Raw genomic sequence first — 20,680 nt, 5'->3', positions numbered from 1 at the left:
GCTTGCCGGGTAGGGCCTAGGCGACCTTGCGCTCCGGCACGCCATCCGGCGAGACGGCGCATTCGACCGGCGGCACGGTGAGGGTTTCCAGCTCGTGCTCGTGCACCGTCCTATCGCGGCCCTGGCTCTTGGCCGCGTAGAGCGCCTTGTCCGCGCGGTGGTAGAGTTCGCGCCAGGTGGAATCGTCATGCAGCGCGCCTTCGGCAACGCCGATGCTGATCGTGCATCGCCCGCCATGCGGCATCTCCGCCTCGCGGATCTCCGCGAGCAGCTGCATCGCCATGCCCGGCGGCAGCGCCTCGCTCGTGCCGAGCAGGGCGAACTCCTCGCCCCCCAGCCGCGCCGCGCTGACCCCGTCACCGGCATGCGCCTGAATCAGCCGCGCGACCTCCTGCAGCACACTATCGCCAACATCGTGGCCATGCGTGTCGTTGATCACCTTGAAACAGTCGATGTCGATCAGCAGCAGCCGCGACTGCCCGCTCTGCTCGCCCAGATCCTCGGCGAAATCGAGCAGGGCGCGGCGGTTGAGAAGTCCGGTCAGCGGATCGGTCAGGGCAAGCTGCTGGCTCTTGCGTTCGAGCATCAGCAACTCGATCACCTGATTGTGGTGCGCGGTGATCATGCGCCACTGGAACACCCCGGCGACGCACAGGCTCACCGCGGTCGCGATGTCGAGGGTCGATCCGGTCAGCAGCATCAGCGTTGCGATGGCCCCGATGTCGATCACCAGATGGGTCACTGCGGCTGCGCGAATGCTCGCCATGCAATACGCGGTGGCGAGCGCGCCCATCACCAGGATGACGGGGAAATGCAGCCGCACGCCCGGGTCTGCGGCGGACCAGCAGGCGACCGCCCAAGTGGTGGAGATCACCGCGCCGATCAGCGACGACGCCCAGCTCTGGACCATGAAACGCTCGGCCCGCCAGGGCTTCTGCGGGAAATGGTTTTCCTTGAAGAGATCCTTCAGGCCCATCAGGCAATAGAGCGCCATCAGGGTGGGCAGGCCCCAGCGCACGAACCATCCGGCAGCCTCGGGCGTGGCGAGCGCGGCGAAGGGGCAGGTCAGCAGCAGCCCGACGAACAGCCAGCGCCCCTGCTTCTGGACAGTGGTCGCGCTGGCCACGACGAAATCGGTCCGAACCTCCTGCGGAAGATCGGGAATCGCGGCATTGCGCAGTATCGTTTTCACCCCGTCCATGGCCCCCAGATAACCAGCAACGTCTAAACAAAAATTAAGCGGGGTGCCCGGCCCGTCCGCCGTAATCCCCCTATTAACCATTGTGACGTAGCATTTCTGCGGTCTCAACGGAAATCGACGGAAATGGACGGAAATACAATGGCTCACCAGGCACCGGCTGATCCCACGCTTCCCCAGAACGTTACGCCCGCGCAGCGCAAGGCCCGCGAGGCGCAGCTCGCCGCCAGTCAGGCGACCTACGAGTGGACCGACGCGGTTCCGTCGCTCGAAGGCGTGCCGGTGGTGAAGACGCTGCCCACGGCAGAGATGCCGACGCTCGAATGGTGGCTGAAGCTGGTGAAGATCCTGATCGAAGTGGCGATCAACCAGATCGAGGTCGAGCAATCGCTGATCGAACAGGGCCTCTCCGCGCTCGACCCCGCGCTGGTCGCGGCGGACCGCGTGGTGGTCGCCGCGATCGAGAAGGATGTCGCCGCGCTGGAGGCGAAGATCGCGGGCGATGTCACGGGGGGCAAGGGCATCGTCGCTCTGGCGACCGACTGCGTTCACATGTTCGACGCCGAAGTCGCCATCGCGGACCTGAAGAACCACGCGACCAAGCTGAAGGGCGTCATCGAACTGCGCGGCGCGACCAAGGCGGCGCTCGGCAAGGAACGCCCGCGCACGCTCCAGACCTATCTCGACAACTTCAAGACGATCTCCGTCCCGCCGATCGCCTATACATTCCAGGACGATCTCGAATTCGCCAACCTGCGTGTCGCTGGCCCGAACTGCATGCTGATCGAAGCGGTGACCAAAATCCCGAAGAAATGCGCTGTGACGGCCAAGCAGTATGCGGCGGTCGTGCCCGGCGACACACTGGATGCCGCACTGGAGGAGGGGCGCCTGTTCCAGTGCGACTATTCGCCGCTCTCGATCATCGAGCCGGGCGAGTGGGATGGGTCGGCCAAGTACCTGACCTGCCCGGTGGCGCTGTTCGCGGTGCCGCCCGGTGCGCAGAGCCTCGTCCCGGTCGCGATCAACTGCGATCCGTCCAACGCGGCGAGCCCGGTGATGACGCCGAGCATGAGCACGGAAAAGCAGTGGGGCTGGGAAATGGCCAAGCTGGTCGTGCAGGTGGCCGACGGCAATTATCACGAGCTGTTCGCCCATTTGGCGCGCACGCATCTGGTGATCGAGGCGATTGCCATCGCCACGCATCGCCAGCTTCCCGATGCGCACCCGATCAACGCTCTGCTGGTGCGCCATTTCGAAGGCACGCTGTTCATCAATGATGCCGCCGCGAACAGCCTGATCGTCGCGGGTGGCCCGATCGACCACATCTTCGCAGGCACGATCGAGAGCAGCCAGCAGGCCGCCGTGCAGGCGCGGCTCACCTTCGATTTCGCCAAGGGGATGCTGCCGCAGGATATCGTCGCGCGCGGCGTGGGCGCGGACTCCGCGCTGGGCGATTACCCCTATCGCGACGACGGTCTGCTGGTGTGGAACGCGATCGAGAGCTGGGCGAAGGCTTACGTGCGCACCTACTACTCATCGGACAAGGATGTGACCGGCGATACCGAGTTGCAGGCCTGGGCCGCAGCAATCTCCGACAGCGGCAAGCTGAAGGGCTTCTCCGCGCCGAGCACCATTCAGGAGCTGGTCGATATCTGCACGATGACGATCTTCACCGCCAGCGCGCAGCATGCCTCGGTCAACTTCCCGCAAAAGGCGATCATGGAATATGCACCGGCAGTGACGGGCGCGTTCTGGCAACCGGCCCCCGACACGCAGAAAGGCGGAACCAAGACGGGCTGGCTGGCGATGATGCCGCCCGAGGTTCTGGCGTTGCAGCAGCTCAAAGTGCTCTTCCTGCTGGGCTCGCTCTATTACCGTCCGCTGGGCACCTATCTCTCGCCCGACTTTCCCTATCCGCAGTGGTTCCAGGACCCGCAGATCACGGGGAAGGGCGGCCCGCTGTCGCGCTTCCGTGCGGCACTACAGGACGTGGAAGAGCAGATCGTCGCGCGCAATTCCGAACGGATGCGGCCCTACACCTTCCTGCTGCCGAGCCTGATCCCGTGCAGCACCAATATCTGACGCGCACGAAAAAGCCGCCGACGCCCCGGGAGGCATCGGCGGCTCTTTTAGCGTAGGTCGCGTGGCTTACGGCCGCGTCTGGCCGTTACCGTGGACGAGGTACTTGAAGCTGGTCAGCTGTTCGAGGCCGACCGGACCGCGTGCGTGCATCTTGCCGGTCGCGATGCCGATTTCCGCGCCCATCCCGAACTCGCCGCCGTCGGCAAACTGGGTGGAAGCGTTATGCATCAGGATCGCGCTGTCGATGCTGGTCATGAACTTGCGCGCCGCGTCGTCATCCTCGGTGATGATCGCGTCGGTGTGGTGGCTCGAATAGGTGTCGACCCAGTCGATCGCCTCGTCGAGGCCGTCGACCACCTTTACGCTCGCGATTGGGTCGAGATATTCGGTGCCCCAGTCTTCATCCGTTGCGGGCTTGATGCTCGGCGCGATGGAGACGGCGGTTTCGTCGCCGCGAAGCTCGCAATCATCGCCGAAGATCGCCGCGATCTTGGGGATCGCCTTTTCGGCGACCGCCTTGTCGACCACGATGCTCTCGGTCGCCCCGCACACGCCGGTGCGGCGCAGCTTGGCGTTGCGGATGACTTCGGCTGCCTTGTCGAGGTCTGCCTTTTCATGGACATAGGTGTGGCAGTTGCCATCGAGGTGGAGGAGCGTGGGCACGGAGGCCTGGTCACGCACCAGCTCGACAAGGCCACGCCCGCCACGCGGGATCACGAGATCCACGAACTGGTCCGCCTTGAGCAGCTCGGCCACCGCGGCGCGGTCGGTCGTGCCAACGGTCTGCACCGCGTTTTCGGGCAGGCCGGCAGCCTTGAGGCCTTCCTGCATGCAGCGCACGATCACGCGGGTCGAGTTGCGGCTTTCAGAACCGCCGCGCAGGATCACCGCGTTGCCCGACTTGAGGCACAGCGCCGAGGCGTCCGCACCCACATTGGGCCGCGATTCGTAGATCATGCCGATCACGCCGATGGGCACGGCGACGCGTTCGATCTTGAGGCCATTGGGCCGGTCGATTTCGGCAAGCTTGCGGCCCACCGGATCGGGCAGTTCGGCGATCTGTTCGAGCGCGCTAGCCATGCCTTCGATCCGGTCGGGCGTGAGCTTGAGCCGGTCGACGAAACTCTCGGGCTTCTTGCCCGCAACGCTCTCGACATCCTTCGCATTGGCTTCGAGCAACTCGTCCTGGTGGTCGCGCAGCGCCTTGGCCGCTGCGGTGAGGGCGGTGTTCTTGGCCTCGGTGCTTGCGGTGAGCAGCCCTTTGGCCGCGGCGCGCGCGTTGCTGCCGAGTTCGTGGATGTGGATCGCCGGATCGAGTGTCTGGTCGTTCATGGTGGTCCTCTTCGGATCTGTTATTTTTGAAGCTCTGCTTGATAGACGGGCAAGACGTGCCCCGGGTTCCGAACGACCGCTACCTCAGCTCGACGGCGCGCTTGTAGGCCGCCTCCAGCGTTTGTTCGAACTTGCGCGATACGGCGCCGTCGCCGTTCAGCGCGTCGAGCCCGGCAGCGGTCGTCCCGCCCTTGCTGGTCACCGAATTGCGCAGTTCCTCCAGCGTCTGGCCGTCCTGGTCGATCGCCATCGCGATCGTGCCTTCGAGCGTGCCGAGCACCAGTGCGCGGGCCTGTTCGTGCGAGAAGCCGATGCCTTCGGCCGCCGCGACGTAGGCGCGGGCGAGTTCGAAGACATAGCCGGGGCCCGAACCTGCGACTGCGGTGACGCGGTCGAGCTGGTCCTCGTCGTCGACTTCGACCACGGTGCCGGTCCGCTCCATCATCGCATGCGCGTGCTTGCGCTGGTCTTCGGTGACGCCAGGGCCTGCAACCAGCCCATTGGTCGCCTTGCCCACGAAGGCGGGCAGGTTGGGCATGATGCGGATGACCGGAGCGGGCTGTTCTCCCTTGGCCATAACCTTGGAAATGCGCGCGATCCCTGCGCCTGCGGCCATCGAGATGACGTAGCCGTTATCCGACAGCACCGGCGCATAGTCGGGCAGGATGTCGTCGATCATCTGCGGCTTGATCGCGACGATGATCACGTCGAAGCGCTTGTCGCCGAGTTCGCTGCGCTCCTTGACGAGCGTAACACCCTCTGGCGCTTTATCCAGAAACGGGTCGACGATGGTGAAGCTTTCGCTACCCCGCTTCCAGTATTCGAGCAGCGCTCCGCCCATTTTTCCGCAGCCGATCAAAAGTATGTCTTGAAAGATAATATCTCTCCATCTGTTTTCCGAGGCGATCGGGGCGCGCGTGCTTTATGGCGCTCGATCGTGCCTTTTCAATGTGTTTATTCTTTTATAACACAGTCGTGCAATTTTTTCCAGTGGGTTGTGCGATGCAACACCCTTGCCTATGTCCGCGCCACTCTTTTGGCCGCCAAGATGGATCAAACATGCCGCAATCGAACACCGTTGTCGTCAAGATCGGTTCCACCCTGGTTGCGAACACCGAACGCCTGACGCCGCGTTTCGGGTTCATCCAGCGGATGCTGGAAGACGTTGCCAAGCTGCGCGAGCGCGGCACCAATGTCATCTTGTGCAGTTCCGGCGCGGTGGCGCTGGGCCTCAAGATCGTGGGTGAGCGGCCCGAGACTGCCGGGGTCAGCGACAAGCAGGCGGCCGCCGCGTGCGGGATGCCGATCCTGACCAATGCCTACAAGCAGATCGGCCACGAATTCGATTTCGAGATCGCGCAGGTGCTGCTGACGCTGGGCGATTTCGAGGATCACCGGCGCTTCCTCAACACCCGCAACACCGTGTTCCGCCTGCTGGAAGCCGGGGTGATGCCGATCATCAACGAAAACGATTCGATCACCACCGAGGAAATCCGTGTCGGCGACAACGACCGGCTGGCGGCCAAGGTCGCGCAGATGGTCGATGCGAAGAACTTCATCATCCTGACCGAGGTCGACGGCCTGTACGATCGCCACCCGGACGAGGAAGGTGCCGAGTTCATCTCGGAAGTCACCGATGTCGCGCCCTTCATGGAGGCGACCAAGGGCAAGAGCACGCTGGGTACCGGCGGCATGACGACCAAGCTGATGGCCGCCAACATCGCGCAGGAAGCAGGCGTCACTACCTATATCGCGCATGGTGAGCACGACAATCCACTCAGCTCGGTGCTCGACGGGGAGCGTCGCGCCACCAAGTTCATCGCCCACGACACGCCGACTACGGGGTGGGAGCGGTGGATCGCCAACCGGCTTCAGATGGCGGGCAGCATCGGCATTTCGGACGAGCTGGCGGACGAGATCGCCGACGGCAACCGCGCGATCCGGCGCGAGGACATCCTCTCGATCGAGGGCGATTTCAGCCGCGGCGACGTGCTCCACATCTACGACCAGCAGGGGCAGGAGCGGGCCCGCGGCCTGTCCGACTTCACCTCCGAAGAACTGCGCGTGCTGGCGGTGAACCCGCATCTCGATGCCGAACAGCTGCTTGGCTACAAGACCAAGGGCGAGGTCGTCCGGAACAAGAACCTTGTCGCGCTTGAAGGGCGCCACCTGCTGTGGGACGCGCCCGAGAGTGGCGAATTGTCTGGTCACGGGGAACGCCCTGCGAGCTGAGCAAGACTGGCCCAGCCTTTCACTTGGCGTTCATGGCGGTGGTCGCTATACCGCGCGACCATGACAGCCAACGCCAAGACCATCGCCGCCGCGCTCGCCCTCGGTACCATTGCCACTCTCGTGTCCGGTTGTGCCGGCAGCGGCAGCGGCGGCCCGGGTGATACCGCCTATGTCGCGCGCGACGTGGAAACGCTTTACGCGACCGCCAAGCAGCGGCTGGACCGCGGCAATCCTCAGCTGGCCGCTGCGCTGTTCGACGAGGTTGAGCGCCAGCATCCCTACTCGCCGTGGGCACGCCGCGCACAGTTGATGAGCGCTTTCAGCTATTATGTGTCGCGCGACTATTCGAAGGCGATCCAGAGCGCGCAGCGCTTCCTGTCGATCCACCCGGGTAACAAGGATGCGCCTTACGCCTATTACCTGATCGCGCTCAGCTATTACGAGCAGATCAGCGACGTTCAGCGTGACCAGAAGATTACCGAGCAGGCGCTGGTCGCGCTGCGCGAGGTTGAGCGCCGCTTCCCGCAATCGGAATATGCCGCCGACGCGCGGCTCAAGATCGACCTCGTGCGCGATCACCTCGCGGGCAAGGAAATGGATATTGGCCGCTTCTACGAGAAGTCGGGCAAGTGGACTGCCGCGCAGATTCGCTTCCAGAACGTGGTCGAGAACTATCAGACCACCAGCCACGCTGCCGAAGCGCTCTATCGGCTGACCGAAACCAGCCTGGCGCTGGGCATCCCGCAGGAAGCGAAGAAGTACGCCGCCGTTCTCGGCGCTAACTATCCCGGCAGCGAATGGTACGACAAGGCCTATGCGCTGGTCGAGGATCACGCGGCCGACACGCAGGTTGCGCTGGCCAACTGATCGCGCTTCTATCCCGGGGCGGCGTTAGATCGGGCCGCTTATGCACATCCATGAGCTGTGAGGATGCGTGCCTGCCGGTGACGTGCCCGCACGCGCACGCTATCCTGCCTCCGCGATGCTGACTCAACTCGCCGTCCGCAATGTCGTTCTTATCGAAGCGCTCGATCTCGATTTCGGGCGCGGTCTCGGCGTGCTTACCGGCGAGACGGGGGCCGGCAAGTCGATCTTGCTCGACGCTTTGGGGTTGGTGCTGGGCAACCGCGCGGAAACCGCGCTGGTGCGCAGCGGCGCCAAGCAGGCCAGCGTCACCGCCAGTTTCGAATTCGCCACGCTCCCGCCCGCGCTGGCAGAGGCGCTGGAGGATGCGGGGGTCGAAATCGAGCCGGGCGAACCGCTGATCATCCGCCGCCAGGTCAAGGCGGACGGGGGCTCCAAGGCCTTCGTCAACGACCAGTCGGCCAGCGTCGGACTGCTCCGCAATCTCGCGCCGATTCTGGTCGAGCTGCACGGTCAGCACGACGATCGCGGGCTGGTGAACCCGCGCGGCCACCGCCAGCTGCTCGACCGGTTCGCCGGGGCCGATACCGCCAAGGTCGCGCGCAACTGGCGCGAATGGCAGAAGGCGTCGGAAGCGCTGGAAGAAGCGCGCGCGGCGATCGACGCCGCCAGTGCGGAACAGGACCTTTTGCTCGCGCACCTCGCCGAGCTGACCGAGATTGCCCCGCAGGCGGGCGAGGAAGCCCGGCTGGCGGAGCAGCGCGCCGCGATGCAGAAGGGTGAGCGGCTGGCGGGCGACCTGGAGGAGCTTCGCCATATCTGGGAAGGGTCGGAATCGCCGCTGAGCGAACTGCGCACCGCCGCGCGGCGGCTCGACCGGATTGCCGGAGAGCACAAGCTGCTGGCCGAGGCGCTGGCGGCGCTCGACCGGGCGATCCTCGAAGGGACCGAGGCGGAGGAGAAGCTGGAGGAGGCGGCCGAGGCGCTGGTCCACGATCCCGCCGCACTCGATGCTGCGGAGACCCGCCTGTTCGACCTGCGCGCGCTCGCCCGCAAGCACCGCTGCGAGGTCGACGAACTGCCGGACAAGATGCGCGAGATGCGCAGCCAACTCGACGCGATCGAAGGCGGTGAGGCGCAACTCGATGCGCTGCGGATCGCCGAGCGCGAGGCGTTCGATGCCTATGAGGGTGCAGCGGTGCGGCTGCGCAAGGCGCGCAAGGCCGCCGCCAAGACGCTCGACAAGGCGGTCGCCGCCGAGCTTGCGCCGCTGAAGCTGGACGCAGCGCGTTTCCAGACGGACGTGCAGCCGCTGCCGCAGGAAAAGTGGGGCCCAACGGGCATGGACGCGGTCGAATTCCTGATCGCCACCAACCCGGGCGCGGACTTCGCACCGCTCAACAAGATCGCCAGCGGCGGCGAGCTGTCGCGCTTCATCCTCGCGCTGAAAGTCGCGTTGGCGGAGCAGGGCGGCGCGGCGACGATGATCTTCGACGAAATCGACCGCGGCGTGGGCGGGGCGGTCGCCTCGGCCATCGGCGAACGGCTGGCGCGCCTCGCCAGCGACGGGCAGGTGCTGGTGGTGACGCATAGCCCGCAGGTCGCGGCACGCGGGCGGGTCCATTACCAGATCGCCAAGGCGAGCAGCGGCACGGTCACCAAGACATCGGTGGAGCTGCTCGACGCCGGGGGCCGGCAGGAAGAGATCGCGCGTATGCTCTCGGGCGCGGAAATTACCCCGGAGGCGCGCGCGCAGGCGGATCGGTTGCTGGAGGGGGTATGATGCGGGCGGAACCTCGGGCCTCCATCCGGCCTTAGGCCTGCATGCACGCCCCGACCTTTCCCGACTGGCTCCACGCACTCTCGACGATCTCTTTACTGATTGCTGCAGCGTGTGCGCTGTGGATCGCCATCGACGTTATCCGGCATCCGCAGAAGATGGCGGTGATGAATTTCGTCTGGCCGCTCGCCGCGCTGTTCGGCAGCGTGCTGTGGGTTTGGCTCTATCGGGCTTTCGGGCGGCGCAAGGGGCGGGATGTCCATGCTCCGGACGAAGAGCTGCCCTTCTGGGCCTCGGTCGCCAAGGGCGCGTCGCATTGCGGGGCGGGGTGCACTTTGGGGGACATCATCGCCGAATGGTCTGCCTTTGCTTTCCCGCAGGTCGCGGTGTGGTTCGGTTGGCACACCCTGTTTGGCGAAAAGATCTTCGCAGTGTGGATTGTCGATTATATCGTCGCTTTCGCGCTGGGCATCGCCTTCCAGTATTTCACGATCAAGCCGATGCGCGACGTTTCGGTCGGGGAGGGAATCGCGGCTGCGGTGAAGGCGGATTTCCTCTCGATCACATCGTGGCAGGTGGGCATGTACGGGCTGATGGCGCTGATCCAGTTCGCCTGGTTCGCGCCCAGCTATGGCGGGCTGGCGCCGGTGAACACGCCCGAGTTCTGGTTCGCGATGCAGATCGCGATGCTCGCCGGGTTCGCGACCGCTTTTCCGACCAACTGGCTTCTGATCCGCAAGGGCCTCAAGGAGAAGATGTAGCGGGCAGTTGCAGCGGGCAGAAAATCGCTTCCGTAAGCTTGCCGGTGTGCCCTATCGCAGCGCCTTATGGACGACCCCAAGGACCTTGCCCAAACCCTCTCCGAAGCCGAGGCCGCGAACGAGCTGATGCGGCTCGCGCGGACCATCCGCAAACACAACCGCCTGTATCATGCGGAAGACGCGCCGGAGATTACCGACCAGGAATATGACGCGCTGGTGCGCCGGAACGAGGCACTGGAGGCGGCCTTTCCCGATCTGGTGCGGCCAGATTCGCCGTCGAAGGGCGTGGGACACGAGGTCGCCGCATCGCCGCTGTCGAAGGTGACGCACGCGGTGCGGATGATGAGCCTCGACAACGCCTTCAACGGCGAAGAGGTGGGCGAGTGGGTCGCGCGGGTGCGGCGCTTCCTCGATCTGGAAGCCGACACGCCGATCGCCTTCACCGCCGAGGACAAGATCGACGGCCTCTCCTGCTCGCTCCGCTACGAGAAGGGCCAGCTGGTCCGCGCGGCAACGCGGGGCGACGGGCAGGTGGGGGAGGATGTGACCGCCAATGTCGCGCATATTGCCGATATCCCCGCGCAGCTGACGGGCGATGCGCCAGACGTGTTCGAGGTGCGCGGCGAGGTCTATATGGAGCGCGCCGCCTTCGCCGATCTCAACACACGGCTGATGGACGAGGCGCGGGCGGCTGCGGCAGAGAAGGGGGAGGAGTTCGACCCCACCAAAGCTCGCCAGTTCGCCAATCCGCGCAACGCGGCGGCGGGCTCGCTGCGGCAGAAGGATGCGAGCGTCACCGCCAAGCGCCCCTTGCGCTTCTGGGCGCATGGCTGGGGCGAAGCCTCGCAGGTGCCCGGTGAGACGCAGACAGATGTCATCCGTGCGATCGAGGCGTTCGGCCTGCCGGTCTCGCCGCAATTTACCCGGGTGGAAGGGGTCGATGCGCTGCTCGACCATTACGAGACGATCGCGTCCGCAAGGCCCGGTCTGCCCTATGAGATCGACGGCGTGGTCTACAAGGTCGACCGGCTCGACTGGCAGGAACGGCTGGGTTTCGTCGCCAAGGCCCCGCGCTGGGCGCTAGCGCACAAGTTCCCCGCAGAGCGCGCGGAGACCACGCTGGAGGCGATCGATATCCAGGTCGGGCGCACGGGCAAGCTGACCCCGGTGGGGCGGCTCGCACCGGTGCTGGTCGGCGGGGTCACGGTCACCAACGTCACGCTGCACAACCGCGACGAGATCGCGCGGCTGGGTCTGTGCGTGGGCGACCGGGTGCTGATCCAGCGCGCAGGCGACGTCATTCCGCAAGTGGTCGAGAACCTTACGCCCGATGCGGAACGTGCGCGTTTCGAATTTCCCGAGACCTGTCCCGAATGCGGCAGTGAGGCGGTGGCCGAGGAAGACGAAGTCGATGTGCGCTGCACCGGCGGGTTGATCTGCCCGGCGCAGCGGCTCGAACGGATGAAGCACTTCGTCAGCCGCGGCGCGCTCGACATCGAAGGGATGGGCGAGAAGACCATCGCCGAATTTCTGGAACGCGGGTGGCTCGAAAGTCCGGCGGACATCTTCCGCCTGCGCAAGCGGCGTGACGAGATCCTCGCGCTCGAAGGCTGGCAGGACAAGTCGGTGGATAACCTGTTGGCAGCGATCGAGGCCAAGCGTGCGCCCGACGCCGCGCGGCTGCTGTTCGGCCTCGGCATCCGCCATGTCGGAGCGGTCACCGCGCGCGACCTGCTCAAGGGGCTGGGCGATATTCGCAAGCTGCCAGGCAAGGCGGCGGAGTTCCACCGCTACCGTATCGAAAATCCGCGTGGGCAGGACGAGAAGGTCAGTCCGTTCAATGCGCGGATGCTCGACGCGGTGCGGCGCATCTACGAGGTGCGGGCCGACGGGATCGGGACAGCGGTGGGCCACGCGCTCGCGGATTTCTTCCACGAGGAGCACAACCGCCAGGTGTGGGACGACCTGATCGGCGCAGAACCCGGAGCGGGCGAAGTCGATCCGCCGGTCTACGAAGTCGAGACGGTCGAAAGCCCGGTCGCGGGCAAGACGGTCGTGTTCACCGGCAAGCTGGAGACGATGAGCCGCGACGAGGCCAAGGCGCAGGCCGAACGGCTGGGCGCGAAGGCGGCGGGCAGCGTGTCGGCCAAGACCGACCTGCTGGTCGCCGGGCCGGGCGCGGGCAGCAAGCTGAAGAAGGCCGAGGAACTGGGCATCGAGGTGATCGACGAGGCGGGCTGGGCCGAGATCGTCGCGGCGGCTGGCTGAGGGCATTCATTTTCAACGGGTTGAGGCTATATGCCTGCGATGCGAACCCTCCTTGCCGCCCTGTTCTGTCTCCTCGCGTTCGGCACATTGGCGAGCTGTCGCCCGAGCGACGAGGCTGACGATGTCTCGGGCGTGCCCAGCTTCGGCGAGCGCATCGAGCAGGCGGCGGAAGACCTGACGGTCGAGCGTTCGGCGCAAGAGGAATGGCTCGACGATCAGCTGTTTGCGCTCGGCACCGGTCTCAAGGGCAAGGTCGGCATCGCGGTCTATGATCCGGCGCGCGGGCGGATGATGCATTTCAACGGCACGGACCTGTATCCGCAGCAGAGCGTGAGCAAGCTGTGGGTCGCGCTGAGCGCGCTCGACACGGCCGACGCAGGCCGGCTCGACCTTTCCGAGACGGCGACGGTACGAAACGGCGATCTGGCGGTGTTTCACAGCCCGATCCGGCAGAGCGTGGTCGCGCAGGGCAGCTTCACCACCAGCTATGCCGATTTCATCTCCCGCGCGCTGACGCAGAGCGACAACACCGCGAACGACATGGTCCTGCGCCGGGTGGGCGGGCCCGATGCGGTGCGGGGGGTGCTGGCGCGCAAGGGCTTTGCCGATATCCGCTTCGGCCCGGGTGAACGCCCGATGCAGTCGGCGATCGCCGGGCTGGAATGGCGCCAGTCCTATGCGCTGGGCGATACCTTCTTCGAAGTGCGCAAGACGGTGCCGCACGATGTGCGCGCAGCGGCCTTCGATGCCTATGTCGACGATCCGGTCGACGGGGCGAGCCCGGTCGCGATCGCCAGCGCACTTGCACGGCTGGAGGCGGGCGATCTGCTCTCCGACACCAGCACCACGCGCTTCCTCGGCTGGCTGGGCGAGGTGAAGAGCGGGCCGAACCGGCTCAAGGGCGGGCTTCCGGAGGGGTGGAGCATCGCGCACAAGACCGGCACTGGCCAGGTGCTCGACATCGTGGAGCCGGGCCAGCCTGCCGATCAGGCGGGCTATAACGACGTCGGCATCCTCACCGCGCCCGATGGCAGCGTCTATACAGTCGCGGTGATGATCGGGCGCACGCAGGTGCCGATCCCGGTGCGCATGGAGATGATGCACGGCGTCGTGCGCGCGGTGGCGGGCTATCACGAGATGGTCACGGGGGCGGGGGCTACGCCGCAGGACGATCCGGCTGGCACCTCGTAGAAAAAATTTTCGGAGCATGTCGAAAAGCGGGCGGCAGCGTCGTCTCGGGTGTAGAGTGTCGCCGCAGGGGCGATGCCGAGGCGGAGACATGCGATGCAATACATGCTGCTGATTCATGAGGACGAGAGCGCCTATATGGGCGAAAACGGCGCGGCGGTGATGGAGGCCACGCTGGCGGGGCACATGAAGCTGGCTGAGGAATGGCACGCCGCTGGGGTCGCTTTCAGCGGCAATCGCCTGAAGGGCGCGGACACCGCAACCACCATCCGCTACGAAAACGGCGGCGAGGGCACGCTGCACGATGGCCCCTTCGCCGAAAGCCACGAGGAACTTGGCGGTTACTACATTGTCGAGACCGCCGATCTCGACGAGGCGGTCCGTTGGGCGCGGAAAATCCCGATCCCGGGCAAGGGTGCGGTCGAGGTGCGGCCGGTCTGGCAGGACTAGCCGCTGGCCGCGCTGGCAGACCTGCTCGCGGCTGCGCGGCCGAGGGTCGTCGCGGCGCTCGCCGCGCGGTTCCGCGATCTTGACCTGGCGGAGGACGCGTTCTCCGCCGCGTGCGAGGCGGCACTGCGCGAGGCTGCGCCGATCCGCGACCCCGCCGCGTGGCTCTACGTTGCCGCGCGGCGGCGCGCTCTCGATGCACTACGCAGGGCCGATCGAGAGGCGCGTGTGCTGGCGGACCAGCCGGACTCGGACTCGGTGGGCGAAGTGATCGCCTTTCCCGAGCCGATCCCCGACGACCGGCTGCGGCTGCTGTTCACCTGCTGCCACCCGGCGCTCGCCCGCGAGGCGCGGATCGCGCTGGCGCTGCGGGTCATCTGCGGTGTATCGGTGGCGCGGATCGCGCGCGCCTTTCTCGTCGCAGAGCCCGCGATGTACCAGCGGCTGACCCGCGCCAAGGCGAAGATCAAGGCGGCCAACATCCCTTTCGAAACGCCACCGTCCTGCGAATGGCAATTCCGGGTCGGTGCCGTACTGGAAACGCTCAAGACCGCGCTGGCCATCGCCTATCGCAATGCTGCGGGTACCGGCGAGACCGAGGGGCTTGCACCCGAAGTCGAACGGCTGGCGGTGCTGCTGGTCGAACTGATGCCGCAGGAGGCGGAAGCGCACGGGCTGCTGGCGCTGGTCTGCCTCGTGCGCTCTCGCGAGGCGGCGCGGGTGGATCGCGAAGGCACCATGGTCCCCCTGTCCCGACAGGACGTTGCGCAATGGAATCCTGCGCGGATCGAGGTGGGGCGCGCTGCGCTCGACCGGGCGACCGCGATCGGCAAGCCGGGTCCGCTTCAGGTGCAGGCGGCGATTCACCTGGTCCACTGCCTGCGGCGGGAGACGGGGCGAACCGATTGGGCTGCGATCCTCCGCCTATACGATGTGCTTGCGATGATGCGTCCGACGCCGGTGGTCGCGGTCAACCGCGCGCTGGCACTGGCGCGCGCGACCTCGGCCGAAGAGGGGCTGGCGGCGCTTGATGCGATCGAGACCGGACGGCTGACGCAGTTCCTGCCGTTCCACGCGGTGCGGGCGGACCTGCTGGCGAGCACGGGAAGATTGAGCGAGGCGCGGGCAGAGTATGACGCAGCGCTGGCGCTCGATCCCGAACCGGCCGAAGCGCGCTTGCTGGCGGCACGCCGCGACGCGCTGGGATCTTAGGCCGGTGCGGCCCCGGCTTCGCGCGCCGCCCTGCGGGTGCGGGCGGTTACCGTCCGGAATTCCTCGCGATAGCGCGGATGCTCGGTTCCCATCCACCGGTCCCACCAGGTGAAATAGAGGCCGAAATTGGTGTTGCCAGAACTGTGGTGGAGGTCGTGGTGCGTGGTCGTGTTCCACCACCCGGTCCAGCGGTTATCGACCCAGCCCGCCGGATAGAGTTCCACGCCCAGGTGGCCGATCACGTTGCGGAAAATCATGTGCCACAGGAACAGGAACACGGCGAGACCGGTCATCGCGAAGCCCATCGTGCTGGTCGCCAGCATGAAGATCGGGAGGAACAGCGCCTCGGTCACCGCCTCCCAGCTCGAAAAGCTGTAGGCGGTCCACGGCGTGGGCGTGCGCGACTTGTGATGATGCAGGTGCGTCGCGCGGAACAGCCGCTTGTGATGCAGCGCGCGGTGCATCCAGTAGAAATAGGCATCATGCGCGAGGACGATCAGCACGAACTGCCACGCGACGGTGAGCAGGGTGAAGGTTTCCAGCTTGATCTTCACCAGCCCGATCTCACGAAGGCCAAGCGTCAGAAAGGTGGTCAGCGCGAACACGAAGGACGTGCGCAGCGAAGACGCGATCTCGCGCGTGTAATCCTTGCGCGTCGCGCGGCGGGTCTGGATACGCTTGCGGGTCGCCCAGCTGCGGAACACCAGCAGCGCGATCGTGAACAGGCCCGCCGCGACGAGATAGCGCTGCACGTCGAACACGACGACGCGGATCATGCGATCGGCAAAGACATCGAAAGCGGTCGGCAGGTCGATCATGGCTTACTTACACTGATGCAAGCAAGCCGCAGCGTCATCTGCTTTTTGATCGCATCAGGGCTGCGCCGCGCCCTGCGGGATCCACTTCATCACGCCGCCGGCGAGCGGGCTCCACAGGCCTATTTCGATTCCCGCCTCCGCCAGCGCGTCGGCGACCCACTGATTGCAGCTGTAGAACGGCGTGTAGTGGCCCGTGCTGTCGTAGATGCGCGCCTGCGGATCGAAGCTTGTCAGGCTGACGCGATTCTTCGGGTCCGCGATGGGCGGCAGGCCTGCTTCCACCGCAGCCACCAGCCGCGCATATTCCGCCTCGCGCAGGATAATCCAGCGATGGTTCGGGCCGCCGGAGGGGCGATAATAGCGCGCCACCCGCATCACCGCCGGGCCACCTCGGGTCGCGATCCGCAGTGCGGTGCCCGGCTTGAGATCGCCCCAAGTTGCCACCGTGCGGTACACTTCGCGGTCGCCCCAGCCGACCGAGATGTGAGTCGCGCGCCTGCCATCGGGCAACGGCTCTGCGGCGAACGGGATGGTCTCGCGCCAGTCCTTCACCGGGGTCGCTATCGGCATCACGATCCCGGTGTGGACGCCGTTGCTTTCGACCATGATCGGGATGCCGGTCTCGGTCTCGCTCCACCCGGCATTGCGCGGGATCGAGGATCCCGCCCATGCAGCGAGGAAGAAGCCTGCGATCAGCAGCGCGGTCGCGCCGACCAGGCTGCCTAGCGTCCAGCCGAGCAGCCTGACCGCTCTCATCTGGCGGGCATCCGCAGGCACAGGATCGACCAGTCGCCATCGACGATGCGATGTTCGCGGCGCAGCCCCTGTTGCAGGTATGCGCGCGTCACCCGCGCCTCCTGCGTGGTCAGCAGACCGGCCAGAACGACATAGGCACCCGGCTGCACCGCGCGCGCGAAATCGGGCGCGAGCGTGATCAGCGGGCCGGCGAGGATATTGGCGATCAGCAGATCGTACGGCGCGCGGGCCCTGAGCGCGGGATTGTCCATGCCCGGCGCGGTGACGTAATGCAGCGCGCCGGGCCGCTGGCCGAGCGGGACCGCGTTGCCTTGGGCATTCTCGCGCACGATCTCGTCGCACACCGGGTCGATGTCGCTGGCGATCACATTGGCGGTGGGGAACAGCTTGAGCGCGCCGATCGCGAGCAGGCCGGTGCCGGTGCCGATATCGGCGATGTCACGCGGGTGGACGCCGCGCGCGCGCAGCCAGCCGAGCATCGCGAGGCACCCCGCGGTGGTCTCGTGCTGCCCGGTGCCGAAGGCGCGGCTGGCGGGAATCACCAGGTCGATTCCCTCGGGCGCGGCCGCGTGGTCGGGGGTGCGGATATGGAACGGCCCGGCGCGGACCGGCTCAACCGCCTGCTGGCTTATCGTGACCCAGTCCTCCGGCTCGACCTTCTCCAGCGTGAAGTCCGGGGCGTTGCCGTCGAACATCGTGTCGAGCGTGGCGCGCAGCGTCTCGTCGGGCTTGCGCGGATACCACGCCTCTATCCGCCACAACCCGGCATTGATAGGATCGTAGCGATCCGCCTCCACCTCGTGCGCGCTCATCACCAGATCGCTGTCCCACGCGTCCTCCACACTCGCCGCGAGTGCGGCCTCGGCGGCCTTGCGGTCGACCAGTGCGGTCAGCTTCCAGCTGATTCCGGCTTCTTCGGCAGTGATGTCAGCCGACATGGGCGATATCTTCTTTCTTCGCGCGAGCGGGGGCCACGATCGGCTCCAGCGTTTCGGGATCGAACAGCGCGCTCCGGCGGCGGTCTCCGGAGACGATGTCCTTGACCATCCTGACGAAGAATCGCCGCATCAGCGTGTTCATCGAAAGGCGGGGAACCGGCTCCGTACATGTCGGGTCGTCATCGACAAAGAGGTGCCCGATCGGTTCCCCCAGCATCCGCGCTCGTGCCCCGGCGTCGCAATTGCCCACAAGCGTGGTGACATAGGGAATTTTGCCGTTCTTGTACGAGTTGAACAGCGGCGTGTCGCAACAGCCTGCGTACCAGCGCAGGGTCGCCTCTTCGGTCAGGTGGATGCATCGCAGCCGGTCGCGCCCACTCTCTATCCGCATCCGTGCGCAGCGGCTCTGGTAGAGCGGTGTGCCTGCGTCCTGATCGCCCATCACCCTGTCGCCCGCATCGAAGCGATTGGCGAAGGTCTGGCAATCGGTGCAGTGACAGACGACGAAATCGCCTTCGCGCGGGCCCGCTCTCTCGATCACCCCTTTCACCGCGCCGCAGCGGCAGGAGAAGGGCAGATCGGAACCCGGACCTGCTAGGTCACTCATTCGCCTTCTTTCGCCAGCCGCTCGTTCAGCCGTTTCTCGATCGCCCTCGCGTATTCTGCGCAAGCGGCCCCATCGAGCAATCCGCCATCTGCCATCCGGTCGAGCATTCCGCTTGCCGAGGGATGCGGCGTTGCGAGCAGGTCGCACGGAAGCTTGGCGACCCTGGCGATGCTGCGCCGGAAATCGGCCACGACTGCCGGGTGATCGCTGAAGCGGTAATCGTCCGCCGAGACGGGCGAGAGGCTGTCGACATAGGCGACGCGGCGGCACACCGGCGGTTGCCACGGGAGCGAGCAGGCATTCCACGTCCAGCTCATCGCGCCCGGCGTGTGGCCGGGGGTGACATGCGCGGTGAATTCCTTGCCGCCCAGCGTCAGCACCTCGCCATCGCTCACGATCCGGTCGACCTTCACCGGCGTCATCGCAGGGTGGATGTCGACCTGCGGATCGTCCGCGCTTGCCTCGCCGCTGGACAGAACCTGAGCCGCTATGGGCGAGGCGATCACCTCTGCGCTGGTCGCTTCGACGAGGGCTGCGTGCGCGCCCACATGGTCGAAATGCTCGTGGCTCATCAGCAGATAGCCCACATCGCGCGGGTCGATGCCGAGCGCGCGGATATTGGCGAGGATCAGCGGTGCCGCATCCTCCACGCCGCTGTCGATCAGGATGTGCTCGCCATCGCCGATCACGAGCAGCGCGGAAATGCCGCAGGTGCCGACGTACCAGGTGTCGCCAAGCAGCTCGAAGGGCGGGGCGGGTGTGTCCCACTCGTCCCAGTCTTCGCATTTTTCGAGAAACGCGGACTGCGGGAAGCTGGTGGCCATGTCCGGTGACGAGACGACGTCGTGCGCCACAGGATCGGCGGTGGCGGGCGACTCGGGCGCGGGCGCGCAGCCGCCAGCGACAAGTGCCAGCGCTGCCAGCACGGCAAGCCTAGCGGACATAGCTGGCTCCGTTGGCGTCGATCGTCGCGCCCGTCATCGAAGGCGGCGCTTCGAGCGCGCACCAAGTGGCGATGCTGGCGATTTCCTCCGGCTCGGCCACGCGGCCCAGCGGAATATCGGCGAGTAGGCCCGGCCCGCCCCGGCTCTCAAGATAGTCCCCCGCCATCAAGGTATCGGTAAAGCCCGGCGTGACCGCAAAGCTGTAGATGCCTTCGCTCGCATAAGCGCGCGCGATGGTCTTGTGCAGCGCCAGCATCCCGCCCTTGGCCGCCGCATAGTGCCAGTGCGCGGGCGAATCGCCGCGATGCCCGGCGCGGCTGGCGACATGGACGATCCGCCCTTCGCAGCCGCGTTCCTGCCAGTGGCGCACGGCGAAACGGCTGAGCTGGGCGGCGGCGGTCAGGTTGATCCGCAGCGTTTCCTCCCACGCATCGAGCCATTCGATGTCCGAGGTGTCGAGCGGGACTCCGTCGAACAGCCCGGCATTGTTGATCAGCACGTCGATTGCGCCGTCGGTCTGCCGCAGCGCCTCTTCCCACAGCGTCGACGGTGCGGAAGGCTCTGTAAAGTCGGCAGCAATCTCGCCTTCCTCGATCCCGCGTGTCGAGTGGCCGACCACGCGCACGCAGCGCGCCTCCAGCTGTTCGCGAATGGCGGCGCCGATCCCGCGGCTCGATCCTGTGACGAGAATGCCTGTCATGGAGCCACCTGTTAGGCCGATTGATGCGCGCGACCAAGCCCCGCGCTTGCGCTCACCCCATGGTCCGTGCTTTTGCACCCATGCTTTTGACTCGCTTGAACCTGACCGCGCATCCGCTAAGTGGAGGCGCAAGACCTACCGCACCGGCCAGATTGGACCCGCAAGCCACCATGTCGAACAGACCACTCTCTCCCCATCTCCAGATCTGGAAGTGGGGCCCGCACATGTTCACCTCGATCCTGCACCGTGTCACCGGTGACGGAATGGCGCTGGTCGGCCTCGCCGTGCTGCTCTGGTGGCTTGGCGCGATGGCAAGCGGGCCGGAGGCGTATGCCACCTTCTCCGCCGTTGCGACCTCGATCCCCGGCTATATCGTGCTGGTCGGCCTGACCTGGGCCTTCTTCAGCCACATGATGAGCGGTCTGCGCCACTTCGTGCTCGATATCGGCGCGGGGTACGAGCTGACGATCAACAAGACCTGGTCGACGCTGGCCCCGATCCTCGGCGTCCTTCTGACCATCGCCTTCTGGGCGATCATCCTCCTCAAGTAAGG

At 66.1% G+C, this 20,680-nt stretch carries 19 protein-coding genes; 10 read left to right on the top strand and 9 right to left on the bottom strand.

The window, feature by feature from the left end; translation table 11 throughout:
* Window positions 1-16 precede the first annotated feature (16 nt).
* The gene (locus K7H93_RS16065) at window positions 17-1,192 is read right to left on the bottom strand and encodes a GGDEF domain-containing protein (protein ID WP_230782235.1); all 1,176 of its coding nucleotides are present in this window, start codon (window positions 1,190-1,192) and stop codon (window positions 17-19) included.
* Between the two features lie 147 nt (window positions 1,193-1,339).
* Between K7H93_RS16065 and K7H93_RS02205 the strand changes: the two genes are divergently transcribed.
* Window positions 1,340-3,280 (top strand): lipoxygenase family protein, encoded by a 1,941-nt coding sequence (locus K7H93_RS02205; protein ID WP_230782234.1) that lies wholly within the window; start codon window positions 1,340-1,342, stop codon window positions 3,278-3,280.
* Between the two features lie 66 nt (window positions 3,281-3,346).
* Here the strand turns inward: K7H93_RS02205 and K7H93_RS02200 are convergent, their stop codons facing one another.
* Together K7H93_RS02200 and K7H93_RS02195 are read right to left on the bottom strand one after the other, a co-directional pair.
* The gene (locus tag K7H93_RS02200) at window positions 3,347-4,612 is read right to left on the bottom strand and encodes a glutamate-5-semialdehyde dehydrogenase (protein ID WP_230782233.1); all 1,266 of its coding nucleotides are present in this window, start codon (window positions 4,610-4,612) and stop codon (window positions 3,347-3,349) included.
* A gap of 79 nt (window positions 4,613-4,691) precedes the next feature.
* Complete coding sequence (locus K7H93_RS02195; RefSeq protein ID WP_255351404.1) at window positions 4,692-5,471, bottom strand: pyrroline-5-carboxylate reductase family protein; 780 nt, start codon at window positions 5,469-5,471, stop codon at window positions 4,692-4,694.
* A gap of 200 nt (window positions 5,472-5,671) precedes the next feature.
* Between K7H93_RS02195 and proB the strand changes: the two genes are divergently transcribed.
* From proB to K7H93_RS02155, 8 genes are all read left to right on the top strand, one after another.
* Window positions 5,672-6,844, top strand: a complete 1,173-nt coding sequence (proB, locus tag K7H93_RS02190) for a glutamate 5-kinase (RefSeq protein ID WP_230782232.1) — start codon at window positions 5,672-5,674, stop codon at window positions 6,842-6,844.
* A gap of 60 nt (window positions 6,845-6,904) precedes the next feature.
* The gene (locus K7H93_RS02185) at window positions 6,905-7,711 is read left to right on the top strand and encodes an outer membrane protein assembly factor BamD (RefSeq protein ID WP_010240002.1); all 807 of its coding nucleotides are present in this window, start codon (window positions 6,905-6,907) and stop codon (window positions 7,709-7,711) included.
* 115 nt (window positions 7,712-7,826) lie between these two features.
* Complete coding sequence (gene recN, locus K7H93_RS02180; RefSeq protein ID WP_230783144.1) at window positions 7,827-9,491, top strand: DNA repair protein RecN; 1,665 nt, start codon at window positions 7,827-7,829, stop codon at window positions 9,489-9,491.
* 41 nt (window positions 9,492-9,532) lie between these two features.
* Complete coding sequence (locus K7H93_RS02175) at window positions 9,533-10,249, top strand: DUF4396 domain-containing protein (RefSeq protein ID WP_230782230.1); 717 nt, start codon at window positions 9,533-9,535, stop codon at window positions 10,247-10,249.
* 66 nt (window positions 10,250-10,315) lie between these two features.
* Window positions 10,316-12,517 (top strand): NAD-dependent DNA ligase LigA, encoded by a 2,202-nt coding sequence (ligA, locus tag K7H93_RS02170; protein ID WP_230782228.1) that lies wholly within the window; start codon window positions 10,316-10,318, stop codon window positions 12,515-12,517.
* An 87-nt stretch (window positions 12,518-12,604) separates the two neighbouring features.
* Entirely contained in the window at window positions 12,605-13,708 is a 1,104-nt protein-coding gene (locus tag K7H93_RS02165; protein WP_230782227.1) for a serine hydrolase, read from the top strand.
* A gap of 102 nt (window positions 13,709-13,810) precedes the next feature.
* Complete coding sequence (locus K7H93_RS02160; protein ID WP_230782226.1) at window positions 13,811-14,155, top strand: YciI family protein; 345 nt, start codon at window positions 13,811-13,813, stop codon at window positions 14,153-14,155.
* A gap of 3 nt (window positions 14,156-14,158) precedes the next feature.
* Window positions 14,159-15,364, top strand: a complete 1,206-nt coding sequence (locus K7H93_RS02155) for an RNA polymerase sigma factor (protein ID WP_338080290.1) — start codon at window positions 14,159-14,161, stop codon at window positions 15,362-15,364.
* On the opposite strand, the gene K7H93_RS02150 is transcribed toward K7H93_RS02155, so the two are convergent.
* From K7H93_RS02150 to K7H93_RS02125, 6 genes are read right to left on the bottom strand one after another with little or no spacing between them, the layout of a single operon-like run.
* Window positions 15,361-16,182: a sterol desaturase family protein gene (locus K7H93_RS02150; protein WP_230782225.1), complete on the bottom strand. Its 822-nt coding sequence runs from the start codon at window positions 16,180-16,182 to the stop codon at window positions 15,361-15,363. The two genes, K7H93_RS02155 and K7H93_RS02150, sit on opposite strands and share 4 nt — an antisense overlap.
* A 54-nt stretch (window positions 16,183-16,236) precedes the next feature.
* On the bottom strand, window positions 16,237-16,938 hold the full coding sequence (locus K7H93_RS02145) for a DUF2459 domain-containing protein (RefSeq protein ID WP_230782224.1): 702 nt from the start codon (window positions 16,936-16,938) through the stop codon (window positions 16,237-16,239).
* Window positions 16,935-17,876: a 50S ribosomal protein L11 methyltransferase gene (locus K7H93_RS02140; protein WP_230782223.1), complete on the bottom strand. Its 942-nt coding sequence runs from the start codon at window positions 17,874-17,876 to the stop codon at window positions 16,935-16,937. Before K7H93_RS02140 ends, K7H93_RS02145 begins: the two co-directional genes overlap by 4 nt.
* The gene (locus K7H93_RS02135) at window positions 17,866-18,483 is read right to left on the bottom strand and encodes a DUF6151 family protein (protein ID WP_230782222.1); all 618 of its coding nucleotides are present in this window, start codon (window positions 18,481-18,483) and stop codon (window positions 17,866-17,868) included. Before K7H93_RS02135 ends, K7H93_RS02140 begins: the two co-directional genes overlap by 11 nt.
* Window positions 18,480-19,427 carry a subclass B3 metallo-beta-lactamase gene (gene bla, locus K7H93_RS02130; protein WP_230782221.1) on the bottom strand — a complete coding sequence of 316 codons (948 nt, stop codon included), beginning with the start codon at window positions 19,425-19,427 and terminating at the stop codon, window positions 18,480-18,482. Before bla ends, K7H93_RS02135 begins: the two co-directional genes overlap by 4 nt.
* Window positions 19,417-20,127: an SDR family NAD(P)-dependent oxidoreductase gene (locus K7H93_RS02125; RefSeq protein ID WP_230782219.1), complete on the bottom strand. Its 711-nt coding sequence runs from the start codon at window positions 20,125-20,127 to the stop codon at window positions 19,417-19,419. The genes bla and K7H93_RS02125 overlap by 11 nt, the downstream gene beginning before the upstream one ends.
* Before the next feature lie 170 nt (window positions 20,128-20,297).
* Between K7H93_RS02125 and sdhC the strand changes: the two genes are divergently transcribed.
* Window positions 20,298-20,678 (top strand): succinate dehydrogenase, cytochrome b556 subunit, encoded by a 381-nt coding sequence (sdhC, locus tag K7H93_RS02120; protein ID WP_029140636.1) that lies wholly within the window; start codon window positions 20,298-20,300, stop codon window positions 20,676-20,678.
* Window positions 20,679-20,680 lie beyond the last annotated feature (2 nt).

Source organism: Citromicrobium bathyomarinum, assembly GCF_021021475.1.
GTDB lineage: Bacteria > Pseudomonadota > Alphaproteobacteria > Sphingomonadales > Sphingomonadaceae > Alteriqipengyuania > Alteriqipengyuania bathyomarina.
The sequence above is the reverse complement of the archived record's forward strand: the minus strand, read 5'-3'. Positions and strand labels throughout refer to the sequence as shown.

Excerpts from the sequence above, each read along its gene's own strand:
- ligA (WP_230782228.1), top strand. The coding sequence starts at position 10,316 with ATGGACGACCCCAAGGACCTTGCCCAAACCCTCTCCGAAGCCGAGGCC.
- K7H93_RS02185 (WP_010240002.1), top strand. The coding sequence starts at position 6,905 with ATGACAGCCAACGCCAAGACCATCGCCGCCGCGCTCGCCCTCGGTACC.
- K7H93_RS02135 (WP_230782222.1), bottom strand. The coding sequence starts at position 18,483 with ATGAGTGACCTAGCAGGTCCGGGTTCCGATCTGCCCTTCTCCTGCCGC.
- sdhC (WP_029140636.1), top strand. The coding sequence starts at position 20,298 with ATGTCGAACAGACCACTCTCTCCCCATCTCCAGATCTGGAAGTGGGGC.
- K7H93_RS02145 (WP_230782224.1), bottom strand. The coding sequence starts at position 16,938 with ATGAGAGCGGTCAGGCTGCTCGGCTGGACGCTAGGCAGCCTGGTCGGC.
- recN (WP_230783144.1), top strand. The coding sequence starts at position 7,827 with ATGCTGACTCAACTCGCCGTCCGCAATGTCGTTCTTATCGAAGCGCTC.
- proB (WP_230782232.1), top strand. The coding sequence starts at position 5,672 with ATGCCGCAATCGAACACCGTTGTCGTCAAGATCGGTTCCACCCTGGTT.
- K7H93_RS02125 (WP_230782219.1), bottom strand. The coding sequence starts at position 20,127 with ATGACAGGCATTCTCGTCACAGGATCGAGCCGCGGGATCGGCGCCGCC.
- K7H93_RS02205 (WP_230782234.1), top strand. The coding sequence starts at position 1,340 with ATGGCTCACCAGGCACCGGCTGATCCCACGCTTCCCCAGAACGTTACG.
- K7H93_RS02150 (WP_230782225.1), bottom strand. The coding sequence starts at position 16,182 with ATGATCGACCTGCCGACCGCTTTCGATGTCTTTGCCGATCGCATGATC.
- K7H93_RS02140 (WP_230782223.1), bottom strand. The coding sequence starts at position 17,876 with ATGTCGGCTGACATCACTGCCGAAGAAGCCGGAATCAGCTGGAAGCTG.
- K7H93_RS02160 (WP_230782226.1), top strand. The coding sequence starts at position 13,811 with ATGCTGCTGATTCATGAGGACGAGAGCGCCTATATGGGCGAAAACGGC.
- bla (WP_230782221.1), bottom strand. The coding sequence starts at position 19,427 with ATGTCCGCTAGGCTTGCCGTGCTGGCAGCGCTGGCACTTGTCGCTGGC.
- K7H93_RS02200 (WP_230782233.1), bottom strand. The coding sequence starts at position 4,612 with ATGAACGACCAGACACTCGATCCGGCGATCCACATCCACGAACTCGGC.
- K7H93_RS02175 (WP_230782230.1), top strand. The coding sequence starts at position 9,533 with ATGCACGCCCCGACCTTTCCCGACTGGCTCCACGCACTCTCGACGATC.